This window comes from Photobacterium salinisoli (genome assembly GCF_003614885.1).
Lineage (GTDB): Bacteria > Pseudomonadota > Gammaproteobacteria > Enterobacterales > Vibrionaceae > Photobacterium > Photobacterium salinisoli.
This window is the reverse complement of record NZ_QZMS01000007.1, coordinates 1,670,832-1,689,048: the sequence shown is the minus strand read 5'-3', so window position 1 is coordinate 1,689,048 and position 18,217 is coordinate 1,670,832. Positions and strand designations below refer to the sequence as shown.

Here is an 18,217-nt window from a genome sequence, read left to right as displayed (position 1 = left end):
TGACCGAATTCAGGCGTTATGGTGTTCAAGCCGTAACACGAAAGGATGCCAGCGTCAGCAGAGATCTGACGGGCAAGATAACTCAGTCAACCTGAGTCAGTTTTGAGGTTTAAGAAAATGCAAGTTACCGTTGAAACCACTGAAGGCCTAGAACGCCAAATTACGATTACTGTACCTGCTGCAAATATCGAAGATGCAGTAACTACTCAACTGCAGAAAATCGCGAAAACCCGTCGTTTTGACGGTTTCCGTCCAGGTAAAGCACCAATCAAGATGGTTGCACGTATGTTCGGCGCATCTGTACGCCAGGACGTTCTGGGTGAAGTGATGCAGCGTCACTACATTGAAGCGATCGTTAAAGAGAAAATTAACCCAGCCGGCGCGCCAACGTTCACGCCAGTCGACATGGCTGAAGGTAAAGACCTGGTTTTCAAAGCAACTTTCGAAGTGTTCCCTGAGATTGAACTGACGGGTCTGGACAAGATTACTATCGAGAAGCCAGCTGCTGAAGTGAAAGAAGAAGATGTCGCTCAGATGCTGGAAACTCTGCGCAAGCAGCAAGCTAACTGGGCTGAAGTCGAGACTGCTGCCGATGCAAACAGCCGTGTCACTATCGATTTCACTGGCTCTATTGACGGTGAAGAATTCGAAGGCGGTAAAGCAGAAGCTTTCCCTCTGGCAATGGGTCAGGGCCGCATGATTCCAGGCTTCGAAGAAGGTATCGTTGGTAAGAAAGCGGGTGAGGAGTTCAACATTGAAGTCACTTTCCCTGAAGACTATCACGCCGAGAACCTGAAAGGTAAAGCGGCTGTGTTCGCTATCAAACTGCACAAAGTAGAAGCTCAGGAACTGCCAGAGCTGAACGAAGAATTTGTGAAGAAATTTGGCGTTGAAGACGGTTCTGTTGAAGGTCTGAAAGCTGAAGTGCGCAAGAACATGGAGCGCGAGCTGAAGCAAGCAGTTAAAGGCCGTATCAAGGATCAGGTTCTGAATGGTCTGATTGAACAAAACGACATTGCTGTACCTTCTGCTTTGATTGATCAGGAAGTTAACGCTCTGCGTCAGCAGGCTGTTCAGCGTTTTGGCGGTAATGCGGATAATGCACCAGAGCTGCCACGTGAGCTGTTCGAAGAGCAAGCTAAGCGCCGTGTAGTGGTTGGTCTGCTGCTGGGTGAAGTGATCAAGGCTGAAGAACTGAAAGCGGATGACGAGCGAGTTAAGGCGCTGATCACTGAAATGGCATCTGCTTATGAAGATCCAACTGAAGTTGTTGCATACTATGAAAAGAATGAGCAACTGATGAACAACATGCGTAATGTTGCTCTGGAAGAACAAGCGATTGATGCTCTACTGGCTAAAGCACAGGTTTCAGAAAAAGAAGTAAGCTTCAATGAGCTGATGAATCAGCAACCAGCAGCTTAATTGACTGAAATGACTGTAAAGATTTGACTTCATTTCAAATCTTCTGCTAACAATGGTCCGTATGAGTCAATCATTCGGGCCATTAATTTTTTTGGGGAAATAAGGTTATGAGCTACCAAGATAATAACGCCATGTCGCCAATTATGAATGCGCTGGTTCCTATGGTGGTCGAGCAGACCTCTCGTGGCGAGCGTTCCTACGACATCTATTCCCGACTACTGAAGGAGCGTGTGATCTTTCTGACCGGTCAGGTTGAAGATCAGATGGCTAACCTGGTTGTGGCACAGCTGTTGTTCCTGGAGTCAGAGAACCCTGACAAAGATATTTTCCTGTATATTAACTCTCCTGGTGGCTCAGTCACGGCAGGTATGTCCATCTATGACACCATGCAACACATCAAGCCGGATGTGAGTACATTCTGTATGGGACAAGCATGTTCAATGGGTGCATTCTTGCTGGCAGGTGGAGCGAAAGGTAAACGTTTTTGTCTGCCTAATTCCCGTGTAATGATTCATCAACCATTAGGCGGTTTCCAGGGACAGGCTTCTGATATTCAGATTCATGCTCAGGAAATTCTGACAATTAAGAAGCGATTGAACAATCTGCTGGCTGAGCATACTGGCCAACCATTGGAAATCGTTGAAAAAGATACAGACCGTGACAACTTCATGTCTGCTGAGCAGGCTGCGGAGTATGGACTGGTCGATGCCGTTTTGAATAAGCGTGACTAACCTGTCATTATGGTGCACAGTGCTCTGAAGGCGCAAGGTGACAGCAAAGTGACGAGAGATGTTATACACTCAAAACAAGGCAAGGATGGGTGAAACCCAATATGAGGTTAGCGAATGACAGATAAGCGAAAAGAGAGTGGTAGTGGAAAACTGCTGTACTGCTCTTTCTGCGGTAAAAGTCAGCATGAAGTTCGCAAGCTGATTGCTGGCCCTTCTGTGTATATTTGCGATGAGTGCGTCGATCTGTGTAACGACATCATTCGCGAAGAAATCAAAGAAGTTATGCCAAAGCGCGACGGTAATGAACTGCCGACGCCAAGGGAGATCCGCACGCACTTAGATGATTATGTCATCGGCCAGGATCACGCGAAAAAAGTACTGGCTGTAGCTGTTTACAACCATTACAAGCGTTTGCGAAATGGCGACACCACCAGTGATGGTGTCGAGTTGGGTAAAAGTAACATCCTGCTGATTGGTCCTACGGGTAGTGGTAAAACACTGCTTGCAGAAACGCTGGCGCGTATGCTGGATGTACCTTTCACTATGGCGGATGCAACGACCCTGACCGAAGCCGGTTATGTCGGTGAAGATGTAGAAAACATCATTCAGAAGTTGCTGCAGAAGTGTGATTACGATGTCGCCAAAGCTGAGCGCGGAATAGTTTATATTGATGAAATTGACAAGATTTCCCGTAAATCTGACAACCCATCAATTACCCGTGACGTGTCTGGCGAAGGTGTACAGCAGGCGCTGCTGAAATTGATCGAGGGTACGGTAGCCTCTGTGCCTCCACAGGGCGGCCGTAAACATCCTCAGCAGGAGTTTCTGCAGGTTGATACATCGAAAATACTCTTTATTTGTGGTGGTGCATTTGCAGGCCTGGATAAAGTGGTAGAGCAGCGCGTGGCAACCAGTTCAGGTATTGGTTTTGGTGCGGAAGTCCGCTCTAAAGACCAGCGCAACACACTCAGTGATTTGTTCGAGAAAGTTGAACCGGAAGATCTGGTGAAATACGGCTTAATCCCTGAGTTTATCGGTCGTCTGCCAGTCACTGCGATTTTGAGTGAGCTGGATGAGTCTGCTTTGGTGCAGATTCTGCGTGAACCGAAAAATGCGCTGACAAAACAGTATGCTGCATTACTGGAGCTGGAAAACGTTGAACTGGAATTTCGTGACGATGCACTGCAGGCAATTGCCCGCAAAGCCATGGAACGTAAAACCGGTGCACGTGGCCTTCGCTCTATCGTAGAGGCGGTGCTGCTGGATACCATGTATGAACTACCTTCTGCCGAAGGCGTGAGCAAAGTAGTGATTGATGAATCAGTAATTAAAGGGGAATCTGAACCTCTGCTGATTTATGAAAACACTGAAAATCAAGCTGCAGGCGGCGAGTAAGTGGTTGCAAAACGTACAGTTTGAGTAAATAAAGGAGGCTTTGGCCTCCTTTTTGATTTTCTGGCAAATCGACCGTTGAATCTTGTCAGTCTGCCCCCATATACTCACTAAAAGAGACTGAACGGAAAGAGAGAACAATATGAACCTGGAGCGTTCGGAACGCCTTGCCATTCCCGTTCTGCCACTGCGTGACGTGGTGGTCTACCCTCATATGGTTATTCCATTGTTTGTAGGCCGGGATAAATCCATTCGTTGCCTTGAAACCGCAATGGATAACGATAAACAAATTTTGTTGGTTGCCCAGAAAGAAGCGGCAACTGACGAACCAACCGTTGACGATCTCTATGATGTCGGCACAGTGGCGACCATACTGCAGCTCCTGAAATTGCCTGATGGCACAGTGAAGGTGTTGGTAGAAGGTCAGCAGCGTGCAAACGTTAAGAAGTTGACTGACGACGAATTTTTCAGTGCGGAAGCGGAATTTCTGGTCACGCCGGAAATGGACGAACGCGAGCAGGAAGTGCTGGTTCGCACTGCGATCAATCAGTTTGAAGGCTTTATCAAGCTGAACAAAAAGATCCCGCCTGAAGTGTTAACCTCACTGAATGGTATTGATGAGGCTGCTCGTCTTGCTGATACCATTGCTGCGCACATGCCGTTGAAATTGGCAGATAAACAGAAAGTGCTTGAAATCGTGGATATCACGGAACGTCTGGAGTTCCTGATGGCCATGATGGAGTCTGAAATTGATCTGCTGCAGGTAGAGAAACGTATCCGCGGCCGCGTCAAGAAACAGATGGAAAAGAGCCAGCGCGAGTACTATCTGAATGAGCAGATGAAAGCTATCCAGAAAGAATTGGGTGAGCTGGATGATGCGCCGGATGAATTCGAATCGTTGAAGAAAAAAATCGACGAGTCGAAGATGCCAGCCGAAGCGCGTGAAAAAACTGAGCAGGAATTGCAAAAGCTGAAAATGATGTCGCCGATGTCAGCCGAAGCGACTGTGGTTCGTGGTTATATTGACTGGATGCTGAGTGTGCCATGGCACAAGCGTACCAAGGTCAAGAAAGATCTGGCTAAAGCGGAAGAGATCCTCAATGCCGATCACTATGGTCTGGAGCGCGTCAAAGACCGCATTCTTGAGTACTTAGCCGTTCAGAGCCGTATCAATAAGCTGAAAGGCCCGATCCTGTGCCTGGTTGGCCCTCCCGGTGTCGGTAAAACCTCTCTGGGACAGTCCATTGCTGCTGCCACTGGTCGCAAATATGTGCGTATGGCCTTGGGTGGGGTACGTGATGAAGCGGAAATCCGTGGTCACCGCCGGACTTACATTGGTTCAATGCCAGGTAAGCTGATCCAGAAAATGGCCAAAGTGGGCGTGAAAAACCCGCTATTCCTGCTCGATGAAATCGACAAGATGTCTTCCGATATGCGTGGCGATCCCGCATCAGCCTTGCTGGAAGTACTGGATCCGGAACAGAACAATGCGTTTAACGACCATTATCTGGAAGTGGATTACGATTTGTCCGACGTGATGTTCGTGGCGACATCGAACTCAATGAATATTCCTGGACCGTTGTTGGATCGTATGGAAGTGATTCGTCTGTCTGGCTATACCGAGGACGAAAAACTCAACATCGCCAAACGTCACTTGCTGGAAAAACAGATTCAACGTAACGGCCTGAAAAAAGGTGAAGTGGAGATAGAAGATTCTGCCATCATAGGCATTATCCGCTACTACACCCGTGAAGCTGGTGTGCGTAATCTCGAGCGTGAAATTTCCAAGCTGTGTCGTAAAGCGGTGAAAGAGATCCTGTTAAACCCGGAAGTGAAGAAGGTCACCATTAATCAGGCGAACCTGAAGCACTATTTGGGTGTACAGCGCTTTGACTACGGAAAAGCAGAAGAAAGTAATCGCATTGGACAAGTCACCGGGCTGGCGTGGACCGAAGTGGGTGGCGATTTGCTGACCATTGAAACTGAGTCTATGCCGGGTAAAGGCAAGCTGTCTTACACCGGCTCTCTGGGCGACGTGATGCAGGAGTCTATCCAGGCAGCGATGACTGTGGTGCGCACTCGGGCAGAAAAACTGGGTATTAACAACGATTTCTATGAGAAGCGTGATATCCATGTCCATGTTCCTGAAGGCGCAACCCCTAAGGATGGCCCAAGCGCGGGTATTGCCATGTGTACGGCACTGGTGTCCAGCCTGACAGGTAACCCTGTGCGCAGTGATGTCGCGATGACAGGTGAAATTACCCTGCGTGGTGAAGTGCTGCCTATCGGTGGTTTGAAAGAAAAACTGCTGGCAGCACACCGTGGTGGCATTAAAACTGTGCTGATTCCAAAAGAGAATGAACGTGATCTGGAAGAGATCCCAGACAATGTTATTGCTGATTTGGAAGTTCGCCCGGTCCGCTGGATTGATGATGTGTTACGTATCGCCCTGGAAAATAATCCGACAGGGATCGAGCTGGTAAACGCTCAAAACAGTGATATGCAGCAAAATTAACAGATGTAAGAGGCTGACTGCGACGGAAATCGCTTGTCAGCCTTTTTCTGTCTGGCTATAAGTGGGGTCTAATTTGCTGTAAGCTCAATAATAACAAGGCTTACAGCCTGTTCAGTGTCACAATGAACTGATAAATTAGACCTGATACAAGTTTTTGATTGTCCTTTGTCGTCACAGCGTAAACATAGATTATGCTGTTGTCAGGAAGACAATGTTCATAGAGGGGAAGAAATCGTGAACAAAACTCAATTGGTTGATAAAATCGCAGAAGGTGCTGATATTTCTAAAGCATCTGCTGGCCGTGCGCTGGACGCTTTCATTGAGGCAGTATCTGAGTCTCTGAAGGAAGGTGACCAGGTTGCGCTGGTTGGTTTTGGTACATTCTCTGTTCGTGAGCGCGCTGCCCGTACCGGCCGTAACCCACAAACTGGTGAAGAAATCCAAATCGCAGCAGCACGTGTACCAGGTTTCAAACCAGGTAAAGCGCTGAAAGATTCTGTCAACTGATTCTGGCTTTGCCAGTAAGTTGAAATGAACAAAACCTTACGCTTCTTGTCATATAGTGGCATTATTGCGTAACACGAGAGCGCATCATATCTGATGCGCTTTTTTTACATTGTATCAGGGTGAACAGATTGTGATTCTTCAGGATCGTAATCAACAATTATTGCCAGCTCGAACAACTAGGAGATACGGCACGTTATGATGGAGCGGATACGCGAAGGCGTTAGCAGCATTTGGGTGAAGATTATTCTCTCCCTAATCATATTTTCTTTTGTCTTTGCCGGTGTAGGCAGCTATCTGGCAAATTCAAATCAGCCTGTAGCGGCAAAGATTGACGGCGAGGAAATCAGCCAGAATCAGTTCGAGCAGGCATACCAGAACGAACGTAACCGTATGCAGTCGCAGCTGGGAGACTATTTCTCTACGCTGATGGGTGATCCTGGCTATGTCCAGCAATTTCGCCGTAGTGTGTTAGACCGCTTGGTAAACGATGCACTGATTGAGCAACGTGCTAACGAGCTGGGCTTACGGATCAGTGATGATCAGGTGAAGCAAGCTATCCGTTCAATGCCTGAGTTTCAGCGTGACGGAAAGTTTGACAATGAAGTGTACGCTTCATTGCTTCGCCGTTCGCGTTTCACGCCTGAGCAATTTGCCGAGTACATGCGTACCGACATGCTGCGTCAGCAACTGCTGAGCGCTATTCAGGGCAGTGATTTTGCACTGAATAACGAATTGACTCAGTTACAGCAACTGGAGCAACAACAGCGTGAAGTCCGCAGTCTGACTCTGAACCTGGATACCTTTAAGGAAACTATCGAGATCTCAGAAAGCGACAGCAAAGATTACTATGAGCAGCATCCGGAAGCCTTTACACGTCCGGAACAAGTGAAAGTGGCTTATATTGAGCTGTCTGGCAATACGCTGAAAAATACCATTGATGTCAGTGATGATGAGTTGAATGCGTATTACCAGGATAACCTGGCTAAGTTCTCGACGCCTGAACAGCGCCATGTTCGTCACATTCTGATTCAGGGCGATGATGCTGAGGCGCAGTCAAAGGCGGATGCCATTCTGGCCGAGCTGAACCAGGGAGCGGATTTTTCCGAACTGGCTAAATCCAAATCGGATGATACTTTTAGTGCGAAACAGGGCGGTGAGCTGGACTGGTTTGAGCGTGGTGTGATGGACCCTGCGTTTGAGGAAGCGGCTTTTGCCCTGGAAAATCAGGGCGATCTGTCGGGTGTAGTGAAATCCTCATTTGGCTATCACATCATTCAGCTTGAAGCGGTAAAAGCACCTACGGCCAAGTCTCTTGACGAAGTTCGCAGCGATCTGTTAGCGGATCTGCGTGAACAGAAAGCGGCTGAAGCGTTTTATCAGCTTCAGACCAAACTGGCGGAATCCGCTTTCGAAATGCCGGATTCATTGGATGATGCGGCGAAAGCGGTCAATGCTAAAGTTCAGAAGACTGACTTCTTCGCACTCAACAATGCTCAGGGCGTGTTGGCTTCTCCAGCTGTTGTCCAGGCGTTAAGCAGCGCGGAAGTACGTGATGATGGTTTAAACTCTGAAGTCATTGAACTGGGTGCAGAGCATATCATTGTTGTGCGTGTCGACGAGTCTCGCCCAGAGCAACTGTTGCCTTTTGAAGAGGTTGCAGATCAGGTACATGAGATAATGGCTGCCCAGCGTGGTGAAGAAGCCGCAGAGAAGCAGGCTGATGAGATTCTTGCTGCGTTGCGTAATGGTGACAGCGCCATTTTGGAACAGTATGAACTGAGCTTCTCTGAGCCTCAGACTATCAGTCGCCGCGGCAGCGATCCTGTGATTGCACAGGAAGCGTTTGCGATGGCAAAACCTGAAGAGGGTAAGTCGGTCTACGGTGTGACTCATGACCAGCAAGGCAATGTTGTTGTGATTGCGCTGGATAAAGTGATTGAGCCAGAGGTGGATTCGGCCAGCGTGAATAGGCAACTTGCCGAGCAGGTTGCGCAGATGAATGCTCAGCAGGATGTAGCCGCTTTGCTTGATGTGCTGCGTGCGGATGCAGAAGTGACCTATCCGGTATTGGATGCATCTGCAAACTAAATGTAATTGATATTTATAATAGACGGGCCGCTTTGTGCGGCCCGTCGTTTTTTTATCTTGCCATATTCTGGCGAGCATTATTGTGTGATTAAAAATGATTATCCTTGTGCTGAATTAACACTAAGGAGAAAAAATGAAAAACACATTTGCATTAATTTTGCTGGCGTCGAGCGTTGTCTTACCTGGAGTGGTGGACGCGTCCGATAAGCATGAAGGGATTGAAATAACAATTAATATCAATAGTGCCAATGCTGAGGAACTGGATAAACTGCTATTAGGCGTGGGTCCGGATAAAGCTCAGAACATTATTGAATACCGGGAGCAGAACGGGAAATTTGCCACTATCGAGGACCTGAGTAAGGTCAAAGGTATTGGCGCCTCTACTGTAGAAAAAAACCGCGATCGCATTCAGCTCTGATGAGCTGAAGACTGAAACGCCACTATCTTGTAAGGGGTGCAATGCGCCCCTTGCAACCGGCATTATTTAACAGGGAATGCCGATAACCTGAAAGCTGGTGGCAGCATGGCTAACAAGAAGCCGCCGACAGCCCCTGCAAAATGCGCTTCCACTGCTACCGGCGCATTAATCATGGACGCGGTTTCAGCGGACCCTCCGTAATACAAATCCCAACTGATTTTCAGGATGCCAGCTATCAGTAATAACCGTCCCCCAGCACGTTGTGTGCGGATATCCTGACAGGCTCCCCAAATGAAAACCCCATGAAGCAGGCCGGACAACCCTGCGTAACCGTTCAGATTGGTAATAAACAGGGACAGACCTACAATCAGGCTTAATGAGGTGAGTAACAGCCAGAACCGGCCTGCTGTCAGGTAAAACCGGAACAGATAACTGATGACCAGCAGACCTGAAATATTCATACCGAGGTGTGTCCAATTGGTGTGAGTGAAATTTCCTGTTAGGATCCGCCACCACTGCCCGGTTTCAATGAGTGGTCGCTGCCATTCCAGCAGCGCATGCAGTGGTGCAAGCTGTGCTGTGATACAAAACAGACAGATTGTCAGCAGGGACAGAAACAGAGATCGTGATAACAAGGGCACCTCAATGAGCCGATATTGTGTAGATTGCGGTAAAGCAGGCAATGCCTGCATTTGCCAATGGATTGAAAAAATTGATGCTAGAACTGAACTCTGGATATTGCAACACCCGTCTGAGGTCAGTCGGCCTCTCGGTACGGCCCGTATTCTGACCTTGTCACTGACAAACACCCGCTTATGGGTTGGTGAAGATTTTAGCGGGCATGAGGAAATCAATCACCTGCTGGCAGACCCGAAGCGCCATGCAGCGGTACTCTATCCGGACGGGCAGGCAGTACCGATTTCCCGTCTGGCTGTACAGAACACGCAGCCCCCTCTGACGACATTAATACTGCTGGATGGCACATGGAAGAAGGCGTATAAAATGTGGCGCTTGTCGGCTAACCTGCAAGCCTTACCTTGCGTGTGCCTTGATGATGTACCGGCGGGGAATTACCGGATCCGAAAATCGCCCAAACAAACAGGATTATCAACCGTTGAAGCTGCGTTTCATGCTCTGAGCCAGCTTGAAGGCGAAAGCCGGCCTTTTCTGCCATTAGTGACTGCGTTTGAAAAGATGATTGATTTTCAGATCAGCCAGATGCCGCCCGGACTGTTCGAACGGCATTATGGCAAGCAGCCTTAAACAATAGGTCCTATTTTCCATTCGCTGGCAGGTTGAAACAGGTTACTGTAAAGACGTTGGGCAAACCCGTCTGTCATCCCTGCAATATAGTCGGCAATGATCCGCTGTTCATTTTCACTATGTTGGACGGCCGTGCGCCAGCGGTCGCGGGTACTGGCCGGCAGTAACCGCTCGGGATCAGAGGTAAAAGCCTCAAACATTTCCATGATGATCTGCTGCCCTTTGTACTCAAGCAGCTGAATTTCCGGCTTACGGACCACATATTCGCTGACAAATTGCTTCAGCACTGTCAGGGCGTTTTCCATAGGTGCTGACAGGTAGGCGTTCCATTTTAGCAGTGGTTCACTAAACGCTGGGGTATTTTCAGCGCTTGTCGCGCCGATCTCAATGGCGGTGATAAGGGCATTCACCAACGCGCCAATCGCATCCTTTCGCTGATGGTGATCGGCAAACAGCTGCTGGCTCAGCCACTCGGTTCTGGAGGCCAGCCAGGGCTCCCCACAGTGCAGTAACTGACTGGCTGCAGCTTCTTCCCATTGTTTTTGTGTCACTATGCCCATGACGATGGCATCTTCCAAATCGTGCACGCCATACGCAATGTCGTCGGCAAGTTCCATAATGGAGCAGTCCAAAGATTTAAAGCGTGTTTTGAGGTGTTGAGTGGGGGATTGCCGCGGGTTGCGCATCATACCGAACAGTTCTCTGTCGTGTTCTGGCAGGCCAGACAGCACCCACTCAAAGGTATCTTTATCGTCGCGGTAAATGCCCTTGGCAGGCTGCCAGTCTTTGGCGCGCAAATGCCGGAAGTCGCTGACGTCAGGCGGTTGCTCTGTGGCTCTCGTATCATGGATGAAAGCCGGGTATTTCAGCAGTCCCAGCAAAGTGCGGCGTGACAAATTCATGCCAAACTTTTCGGTATAAGGCTCAAGTAATGTGACAATTCTGAACGTCTGCGCATTGCCTTCAAAGCCACCATGATCCCGCATCATATAATTGAGTGCCACTTCGCCACCGTGACCAAAAGGCGGATGCCCGATGTCATGCGCCAGGCACAGGCTTTCCATCAGGCTGTTTGAGGGCAGGAGCGAGCGAAACTCGGGCTGCTTGATTTTAAGCTGAGCTACTATGCCGGTGCCGATTTGGGATGCTTCCAGCGAGTGGGTCAGTCGGGTGCGGTAAAAATCGTGGTGACCGGCGCCATGGACCTGGGTTTTGGCCTGTAAGCGGCGAAAGGCCGCAGAGTGAAGAATTCTGGCGCGATCACGCTGATAGGCGGTTCGGTGATCATCGCGTCTTTCTTTTTGCTCCTGACTCTTTCTTGCTTGCCACAGAGCGGTGCTTGGGTCACTGGGTAAGGGCATTAACTGATCTCATCCAAAGTTAGGTTGAAACTGGTGGCGAAGGTTTTCAGGAAATAGCTCATTTCTTGTGTCTTTCGCTCTTCCAGCGTTTCTTCCAGACGTTTCTTGGCCTGTGTGAATTCGTGATTACCGGCACTGAGCTCTTCCAGGCATTTCAGGTAAGCACACAAGGTATCGGCCTGCTTGACTATGTGGTAGTCCTGCTGGTCGATGGCATCACTGACCAGCAAAGGGGCATAGTCGGCCTGAAATTCGTCGGGGAGCATAGAAAGCAGCCTTTGTTCGGCGGCCAGTTCAATTTTTTTGTACTCTTCTGCAATGGTGGGGTTGAAGTATTTGATCGGTGTTGGCATGTCGCCTGTCAGCACTTCACTGGCATCATGAAACATGGCCAGCAAGGCAATACGCTCAGGATTGAGCTGCCCGCCGAAGTGACGGTTTTTGATCAATGCCAGAGCGTGGGCCACAAAGGCCACCTGAAGGCTGTGCTCTGAGACATTCTCAGTGGCGACGCAGCGCATTAGCGGCCAGCGCTGAATGAGTTTCATACGAGCAAGATGAGCAAAAAAATGGCTGGTTTTCATGATGTTTCCACATTGATCAGACTGCTATTTAAACCTAACAGATTTTTTGCAGCCTAGGAAACAACAAAAGCCCCAAGAACTGGGGCTTTGCGATATATGCTGAACGGTTTATTGCCGGTTACGACTTATTGACGATAGCCATGAAGAAATCGTTCCAGACGGCCGATAGCCATCTCCAGGTCATCGACCCTGGGTAACGTCACAATGCGGAAGTGATCCGGCTTTTTCCAGTTAAAGCCTGTACCGTGGACTATCAGTACTTTCTCTTGCTGCAGGAAGTCCAGAGCCATTTTCTGATCATCGACAATGTTGAACTTCTTCTGATCCAGCTTAGGGAATAAGTACAAGGCACCTTTGGGTTTCACACATGATACGCCGGGAATTTGTGTAATCATGTCGTAGGCCTTGTTTCTTTGCTCTAACAAGCGACCGCCAGGCAGGATAAGCTCGTTAATGCTCTGGTAGCCACCTAAGGCTGTCTGTACGGCATGCTGCATCGGTACGTTGGCACACAGGCGCATTGAGGCCAGCATGTCCAGGCCTTCGATGTAGCGTTTGGCAACGTGGCGTGGTCCTGAGAGCAACATCCAGCCGGCACGGAAGCCGCAGACACGGTAAGACTTAGACAAGCCATTGAAGGTAACACAGAACACATCTTCAGCCAGTGGCGCGATTGAAGTGTGCTGAGCGCCGTCATACAGAATTTTGTCGTAAATTTCGTCGGCAAAGATAATCAGTTTGTGCTGACGGGCGATTTCAATCACTTCCAGCAAAAAATCTCGGCTGTAGACTGCACCGGTCGGATTGTTCGGGTTGATCAATACAATCCCGCGCGTTTTCGGGGTGATTTTACTGCGAATGTCATCTAGGTCCGGATACCAGTCTGATTCTTCGTCACAGATATAGTGCACCGGATTGCCGCCAGACAAGGATATCGCCGCAGTCCACAGCGGATAATCGGGTGCAGGAACCAGAATTTCATCCGTGTTATCCAGCAGTGCCTGCATCGCCATGACGATCAGTTCGGATACGCCATTGCCGATATACACATCTTCAACATCCAAATCCAGCAGGCCGCGTTTCTGATAATGCTGTACCACAGCTTTGCGCGCCGAATAAATGCCTTTTGAATCGCAGTACCCCTGTGACGTTGGCAGATTGCGGATAACGTCCACCAGGATCTCATCAGGCGCATCAAAACCGAATGGGGCGGGGTTGCCAATGTTGAGTTTAAGAATTTTGTGGCCTTCTTCTTCCATGCGCTTGGCATGTTTAAGAACGGGTCCCCTTATGTCATAACAAACATTGTTGAGCTTGGTAGACATCCCGATGTTGTGCATGTGGTCATCCTGCGAAAAAGTGAACATTTCCCACAAATTACACTAAATGCCACCTTTTGATAAAGGGTTTGCAGGAAAAAATTATGTGAAGGGGCGTAATTTTAATATTAATCAGAATAATAAACTAAAAGGGTGAAAAGTGGTGTGAAGGGGTTAAGGCCGATGATCTCTCGGTTTGAACGGATAATGGCTGGTTTTAATGATTGAAATTTTCTTTTGTGTTGGTCGATTATTCTGTGAAAATTTCCGGAACAGGATAAAAACGGAAAGCGCAAAATCATGCACTTTCCGTTTTGTTAGTGTTTTAGCGAGATTCGCCGCGCAGGGCAATAACGGTTTCACGTAAAGCCGCGCTATTGGCCGATTGCGCATTAACCGGGGCTCCGGCAACAATAGTGACGCGTGACCAGAAACGTTTCGGCCATTTCAGCAAGGCTTTACCGCCTTCACGGCTGAAGTAACTGCCCCACAAACCTTGCAGCGCCATTGGAATGACAGGCGAGGGGGAGCGTTTCAGAATAAGGTCGACCCCACGCATGAAAGGCCCCACTTCTCCATCATGGGTAAGTTTTCCTTCAGGGAAGATACACACCAGTTCGCCTTGAGACAGATAGTATTCTACTTCTTCAAATGCTTTTTGGATGGAACGTCTGTCTTTGGCGGCAATGGGAATCACTTTGCACGCGCTGCAGAAGGTTTTAATCAGTGGCAGTTTGAAGATGTCCTCGTCCATGATGAAGCGTATTGGGCGAGGACAGGCACCGGCCAGCAACAAGGCATCCATATAACTGACATGGTTGCAGACAATTAATGCACCGCCCTGTTTGGGAATGTTCTCCAGTTGCTGGTGGCTTACCCGGTACAAGGTGTGGCTGACAATCCAGATGATAAATCGCCAGAAAAAGTCAGGTGCCTGCAGATAGATATAGCCCAGCACCAACAGATTCAGACCTGCCAGAAAAAGGAAGAACTGCGGTATTGACAAAGACAGCACTGACAGGAAAACAATCGCTGTCACTGCGCTGATTACCATGAAAATGGCATTCCAGATATTGTTTGCTGCAATCACTTGCGCCCGCTCTGACGGCTCGGCGCGGTTTTGCATCATCGCGTACAAAGGCACGATATAGATGCCGCCAGAGACACCCAGCATGGTCAGCGAGAAGAACACCCGTATCAGATCCGGTTGGGCCAGAAAGGCCCACAGTGAGTCCGAGATCGGGGCAATATCAGGAGTCGCGAACATCAGATCTGCACCAAACAGCGTGATGCCGAGTGAGCCCAGCGGAACGATGCCAGGTTCTATGCGATGGCCAGACAGGCGGTCGCACAGCAGCGAGCCAATAGCAATACCGATGGAAAATAAGGTCAGCAGGACTGAAACCGAAGCGGCGTTACCGCCAAGGTATAACTTGGCAAAGTTGGGAAACTGGGTCAGATAACTTGCTCCCAGAAACCAGAACCAACTGATACCCAGCACACACTGCAACACCACTTTATCTTTCGCTGCAATAGACAGCGTTTTGCGGGTTTGTCTGATCGGCTGCCAGCGAAACCGCTGACCAGCGCCGCAGGGTTTGGCTTCAGGAATATAACGCGAACTGGCATAGCCTAAGACGGCGAATGACACCACAGCCACTGCCGCTATGGTTCTCGCCTCTGGCTGATCGGCAATGATCCCTGCAAGCAGGGTACCGATCAGTATGGCCAGGAAGGTCCCTGTTTCAACCAACGCATTGCCGGAAACCAGCTCTTCTTTTTTCAGGTGCTGAGGCAGTAAAGCATACTTGGCTGGGCCAAAGAAGGCAGATTGTGAGCCCATCAGGAACAACAGCAGCAGTAAGGCGGTATAATTTTCTGCCACAAACGCCACAGCCGCCATGGACATGATGATGATTTCAGCCATTTTCACCTTTCGCATGATGCTGGCTTTATCATAGGAGTCAGCCAGAACACCAGCAGACGCCGAGAACAAAAAGAAAGGCAGAATAAAGATACCGGCGGCCAGGTTGATAATAAAATCGGACTCAAATGGCAAAGTGCCTGGCGCCGAAAAAGCGATCAGAATTAGCAGAACATTTTTATAAATGTTGTCGTTAAACGCGCCCAGCGCCTGGGTAATAAAATAAGGAAGAAAACGGCGTTGGGTAAGTAAAGCGGATTGCGAATGACTCATCTGGCTGGGCTCCTTCATACCTGCCAATTTTTCAGGTAAGTATCCAGCAGGTTGTCGATCAGCGCTTTTCCGTCAACAGGCGTTGAGGTGAACAGCTTATCGTCAACGGTCAGCAGGGTGATGCCATGCACACCCGCCCACAGGACGCGACTGGCTTCCATCACCGCAGTTTCGGACTGGTCGGGGATGAGTTGACGGATCAGGCTTTCTAACATGTTAATCATATTGTTGATGCGTTCATTCTGCCACTCGGGTAGTTCCTCACCATTCATGGTGTGCTGGAAAATTAACTGCCAGCGGTAAGGATTATCCACCGCAAAATTCAGATAACAGTAGGCTAGCTTGCGCAGTGCGTCAGTGGTTGACTCTGACTGCTGCAACTGCTTTTCAGCTTCCGCAAACAGCTCATCCATGGTTTGGGCAACAGCATGGAGTAACAGCAGGTTATAGTTACCAAACACATTCACTAAGGTGCTGGGTACATAGCCAATCATTGCGGCGACTTTTCTTAGGCTGAGTTCGTGATGGGGGTGCTCGCTGAGAAACTTTTTGACTTGCTCAAGTGTCATGCTGATGAGCTCTTCCCGCGTGTGATCGTTTCGTCTTGCCATGATCTTCCCTACATGGTGCGCTAAGCACAAATAAAAGGCCGGACAGTTTGCTGACTGCCTTAGCACAGGCTGCGTGTGCTATAAAAAGTATAGAATATAGAACAATGTTCAATATTCTATGGGCAACAAAACTTCCGGGTCAAGAATGTCTCTGATACCGGTTATTAACGCCGCTCGGCATTTTTGACCGAAACCTGTTCATTCAGGGTCCAGAAATCAATCAAAACACCAATCAGGAAAAAGCCAAACGTCAGCAAATACAAAAGCCCGCTTATCCATTTTCCCATATACATACGGTGCACGCCGAAGACACCCAGAAAGGTGAGCAGCAGCCAGGCAATGTTATAGTCCAGTTCACCGCTTTGAAAACGAAGATCTGCTTCTTTGTCCATGCCAGGGATCAGAAACAGGTCTATCAGCCAGCCAATGCCCAGCAGGCCCAGAGTGAAGAACCACAGCGTACCGGTCACCGGTTTACCGTAATAAAAGCGGTGGGCACCGGTAAAACCAAAAATCCAAAGCAAATAACCTATCAGTTTACTGTGTGTGTTCTGATGCGTCGCTTCATGCATGGTGATTGCCTCACTGTATGCGAATTGAGATAAACAGGTCTTGCCTAATACTAGGTGGGATGTACACGAAGTAACAAGCCATTTCATTAGCTTAGCCGTAGAAGATCGCATTGTTGACAATCAAGTGACGTCAGCTTGTTGCTGATGGCTGTAACGGTTGCAGGAAGCATAATCGCCCAGCTTGCTAAATTTGGTAACAATTTGGGCGACGGACCTGATTGACTTTACCATCCCCCCAGCTAGGATGCATAAGGATTGCATTTTATAGGCAAAGGTAAAGGATTGATGAAACGCTATTTAACCATGTTCGCGTTACTGGTGGCTGTGTCTTTCACGGCTCCCCACGCAGAAGCGAAAAAGTTTGGCGGCAGTAAGTCATTGGGCAAGAGCTATCAGACAGCTCCGGCGCAAAAACAGCAGCCGCAGCAAACAGATACGATCAGTAAACAGAACCCAACGGCATCGGCCGGCAAAAAAGGGCTGATGGGTGGATTGCTGGGCGGATTGCTCGCCGGTGGTTTACTGGCGGCATTCTTCGGTGGGGCTTTTGAAGGTATTCAGTTTATGGATATCCTGATTTTTGGCCTGATCGCTTTTCTGATTTTCAAGTTCCTCAAAGGAATGCGTAAAGCCAAGCCAACTGCGATGGGGCATCAGCAGGCGTACGCTGGCGACTCACCTCAGGCGCAGGGCGCGTACCGTCAACAAGCGGATGCCTTTACTGGCGCTGCGACTGCACAGCCTGAGTATCGCTCAACCGATAGTGATGTGCCGTTCAACTTGCCTCCTGGGTTTGATATGAATGCTTTTCTGCAAGGTGCGCGTGAGCATTACCGCACACTGCAAGGTGCCTGGAATCACAATGAACTGGAAACCATCCGTGAGTATGTCAGCCCAGCACTGTTTGAAGACTTAAAAGCAGAGCGTGAGAAACTTGACGGCGAGCAACACACTGAAGTGATGTACGTTGATGCCGAGCTGGTTCGTGCTGATTATAATGCCAATACCGCTCACCTGAGCGTGAAGTTTGCAGGGCGCTATAAAGACAGCCATGAAGGGGTAGAAGAAGATATTTCTGATATCTGGCATTTGGAGCGTGATCTGAGCGCGCCGAATGCACCTTGGCTGATTGTCGGTATTCAAGCCTGACAGACAGAGTATAAAGCACGCTAGAAACTCAAGCGTTTCATAAACCGCTTACCCCTTTCGGGATAAGCGGTTTTCTTTTTTTTCAGAT

The 18,217-nt window shown here is 49.0% G+C and carries 16 protein-coding genes; 9 read left to right on the top strand and 7 right to left on the bottom strand.

The annotated features are described in order from the left end of the window. Positions 1-117: 117 nt before the first annotated feature. The 7 genes from tig (at position 118) to D6M16_RS08380 (ending at position 9,073) form a co-directional block, all read left to right on the top strand. Positions 118-1,422 carry a trigger factor gene (tig, locus tag D6M16_RS08410; protein ID WP_120511398.1) on the top strand — a complete coding sequence of 435 codons (1,305 nt, stop codon included), beginning with the start codon at positions 118-120 and terminating at the stop codon, positions 1,420-1,422. 107 nt (positions 1,423-1,529) lie between these two features. Then, positions 1,530-2,153 carry an ATP-dependent Clp endopeptidase proteolytic subunit ClpP gene (gene clpP, locus D6M16_RS08405; RefSeq protein WP_027252853.1) on the top strand — a complete coding sequence of 208 codons (624 nt, stop codon included), beginning with the start codon at positions 1,530-1,532 and terminating at the stop codon, positions 2,151-2,153. Between the two features lie 114 nt (positions 2,154-2,267). Further along, positions 2,268-3,548 carry an ATP-dependent protease ATP-binding subunit ClpX gene (gene clpX, locus D6M16_RS08400; protein ID WP_027252852.1) on the top strand — a complete coding sequence of 427 codons (1,281 nt, stop codon included), beginning with the start codon at positions 2,268-2,270 and terminating at the stop codon, positions 3,546-3,548. A gap of 139 nt (positions 3,549-3,687) precedes the next feature. Then, a complete protein-coding gene (gene lon, locus D6M16_RS08395) occupies positions 3,688-6,060 on the top strand; it encodes an endopeptidase La (protein WP_120511397.1) in 2,373 nt (790 codons plus the stop codon). Positions 6,061-6,294: 234 nt separating this feature from the next. Further along, positions 6,295-6,567, top strand: a complete 273-nt coding sequence (gene hupB, locus D6M16_RS08390; protein WP_027252850.1) for a nucleoid-associated protein HU-beta — start codon at positions 6,295-6,297, stop codon at positions 6,565-6,567. 195 nt (positions 6,568-6,762) lie between these two features. Continuing rightward, a complete protein-coding gene (ppiD, locus tag D6M16_RS08385) occupies positions 6,763-8,655 on the top strand; it encodes a peptidylprolyl isomerase (protein ID WP_120511396.1) in 1,893 nt (630 codons plus the stop codon). 133 nt (positions 8,656-8,788) lie between these two features. Then, positions 8,789-9,073, top strand: a complete 285-nt coding sequence (locus D6M16_RS08380; protein ID WP_120511395.1) for a ComEA family DNA-binding protein — start codon at positions 8,789-8,791, stop codon at positions 9,071-9,073. Positions 9,074-9,135: 62 nt separating this feature from the next. Here the strand turns inward: D6M16_RS08380 and rrtA are convergent, their stop codons facing one another. Continuing rightward, positions 9,136-9,708 carry a rhombosortase gene (gene rrtA, locus D6M16_RS08375; RefSeq protein ID WP_240435551.1) on the bottom strand — a complete coding sequence of 191 codons (573 nt, stop codon included), beginning with the start codon at positions 9,706-9,708 and terminating at the stop codon, positions 9,136-9,138. A gap of 10 nt (positions 9,709-9,718) precedes the next feature. On the opposite strand from rrtA, the gene D6M16_RS08370 reads away from it, so the two are divergent. Then, on the top strand, positions 9,719-10,336 hold the full coding sequence (locus D6M16_RS08370) for a tRNA-uridine aminocarboxypropyltransferase (protein WP_120511394.1): 618 nt from the start codon (positions 9,719-9,721) through the stop codon (positions 10,334-10,336). Here the strand turns inward: D6M16_RS08370 and D6M16_RS08365 are convergent. The 6 genes from D6M16_RS08365 to D6M16_RS08340 all read right to left on the bottom strand — a co-directional run bounded on the left by D6M16_RS08365 (position 10,333) and on the right by D6M16_RS08340 (position 16,980). After that, positions 10,333-11,697 (bottom strand): anti-phage deoxyguanosine triphosphatase, encoded by a 1,365-nt coding sequence (locus D6M16_RS08365; protein ID WP_120511393.1) that lies wholly within the window; start codon positions 11,695-11,697, stop codon positions 10,333-10,335. The two genes, D6M16_RS08370 and D6M16_RS08365, sit on opposite strands and share 4 nt — an antisense overlap. Next, the gene (gene yfbR / locus D6M16_RS08360; protein ID WP_046218758.1) at positions 11,697-12,281 is read right to left on the bottom strand and encodes a 5'-deoxynucleotidase; all 585 of its coding nucleotides are present in this window, start codon (positions 12,279-12,281) and stop codon (positions 11,697-11,699) included. The genes D6M16_RS08365 and yfbR overlap by 1 nt, the downstream gene beginning before the upstream one ends. Positions 12,282-12,406: 125 nt before the next feature. Then, positions 12,407-13,621 (bottom strand): pyridoxal phosphate-dependent aminotransferase, encoded by a 1,215-nt coding sequence (locus tag D6M16_RS08355; RefSeq protein ID WP_120511392.1) that lies wholly within the window; start codon positions 13,619-13,621, stop codon positions 12,407-12,409. 304 nt (positions 13,622-13,925) lie between these two features. Then, the gene (locus D6M16_RS08350) at positions 13,926-15,797 is read right to left on the bottom strand and encodes an MFS transporter (RefSeq protein WP_120511391.1); all 1,872 of its coding nucleotides are present in this window, start codon (positions 15,795-15,797) and stop codon (positions 13,926-13,928) included. A gap of 14 nt (positions 15,798-15,811) precedes the next feature. Further along, positions 15,812-16,408: a TetR/AcrR family transcriptional regulator gene (locus tag D6M16_RS08345; protein ID WP_120511390.1), complete on the bottom strand. Its 597-nt coding sequence runs from the start codon at positions 16,406-16,408 to the stop codon at positions 15,812-15,814. 164 nt (positions 16,409-16,572) lie between these two features. Then, the gene (locus tag D6M16_RS08340) at positions 16,573-16,980 is read right to left on the bottom strand and encodes an NINE protein (RefSeq protein ID WP_027252841.1); all 408 of its coding nucleotides are present in this window, start codon (positions 16,978-16,980) and stop codon (positions 16,573-16,575) included. 285 nt (positions 16,981-17,265) lie between these two features. Here D6M16_RS08340 and D6M16_RS08335 point away from each other — a divergent pair, with 285 nt between their 5' ends. After that, positions 17,266-18,129 (top strand): Tim44 domain-containing protein, encoded by an 864-nt coding sequence (locus D6M16_RS08335; protein ID WP_120511389.1) that lies wholly within the window; start codon positions 17,266-17,268, stop codon positions 18,127-18,129. The last annotated feature ends 88 nt before the right edge of the window (positions 18,130-18,217 follow it).

What these genes read in the sequence shown, in the direction of transcription:
- D6M16_RS08340 (WP_027252841.1), bottom strand. Translation starts at nt 16,980, where the DNA reads ATGCATGAAGCGACGCATCAGAACACACACAGTAAACTGATAGGTTAT.
- clpX (WP_027252852.1), top strand. Translation starts at nt 2,268, where the DNA reads ATGACAGATAAGCGAAAAGAGAGTGGTAGTGGAAAACTGCTGTACTGC.
- D6M16_RS08355 (WP_120511392.1), bottom strand. Translation starts at nt 13,621, where the DNA reads ATGCACAACATCGGGATGTCTACCAAGCTCAACAATGTTTGTTATGAC.
- D6M16_RS08370 (WP_120511394.1), top strand. Translation starts at nt 9,719, where the DNA reads ATGAGCCGATATTGTGTAGATTGCGGTAAAGCAGGCAATGCCTGCATT.
- yfbR (WP_046218758.1), bottom strand. Translation starts at nt 12,281, where the DNA reads ATGAAAACCAGCCATTTTTTTGCTCATCTTGCTCGTATGAAACTCATT.
- clpP (WP_027252853.1), top strand. Translation starts at nt 1,530, where the DNA reads ATGAGCTACCAAGATAATAACGCCATGTCGCCAATTATGAATGCGCTG.
- D6M16_RS08380 (WP_120511395.1), top strand. Translation starts at nt 8,789, where the DNA reads ATGAAAAACACATTTGCATTAATTTTGCTGGCGTCGAGCGTTGTCTTA.
- D6M16_RS08365 (WP_120511393.1), bottom strand. Translation starts at nt 11,697, where the DNA reads ATGCCCTTACCCAGTGACCCAAGCACCGCTCTGTGGCAAGCAAGAAAG.
- D6M16_RS08350 (WP_120511391.1), bottom strand. Translation starts at nt 15,797, where the DNA reads ATGAGTCATTCGCAATCCGCTTTACTTACCCAACGCCGTTTTCTTCCT.
- D6M16_RS08335 (WP_120511389.1), top strand. Translation starts at nt 17,266, where the DNA reads ATGAAACGCTATTTAACCATGTTCGCGTTACTGGTGGCTGTGTCTTTC.
- D6M16_RS08345 (WP_120511390.1), bottom strand. Translation starts at nt 16,408, where the DNA reads ATGGCAAGACGAAACGATCACACGCGGGAAGAGCTCATCAGCATGACA.
- lon (WP_120511397.1), top strand. Translation starts at nt 3,688, where the DNA reads ATGAACCTGGAGCGTTCGGAACGCCTTGCCATTCCCGTTCTGCCACTG.
- ppiD (WP_120511396.1), top strand. Translation starts at nt 6,763, where the DNA reads ATGATGGAGCGGATACGCGAAGGCGTTAGCAGCATTTGGGTGAAGATT.
- tig (WP_120511398.1), top strand. Translation starts at nt 118, where the DNA reads ATGCAAGTTACCGTTGAAACCACTGAAGGCCTAGAACGCCAAATTACG.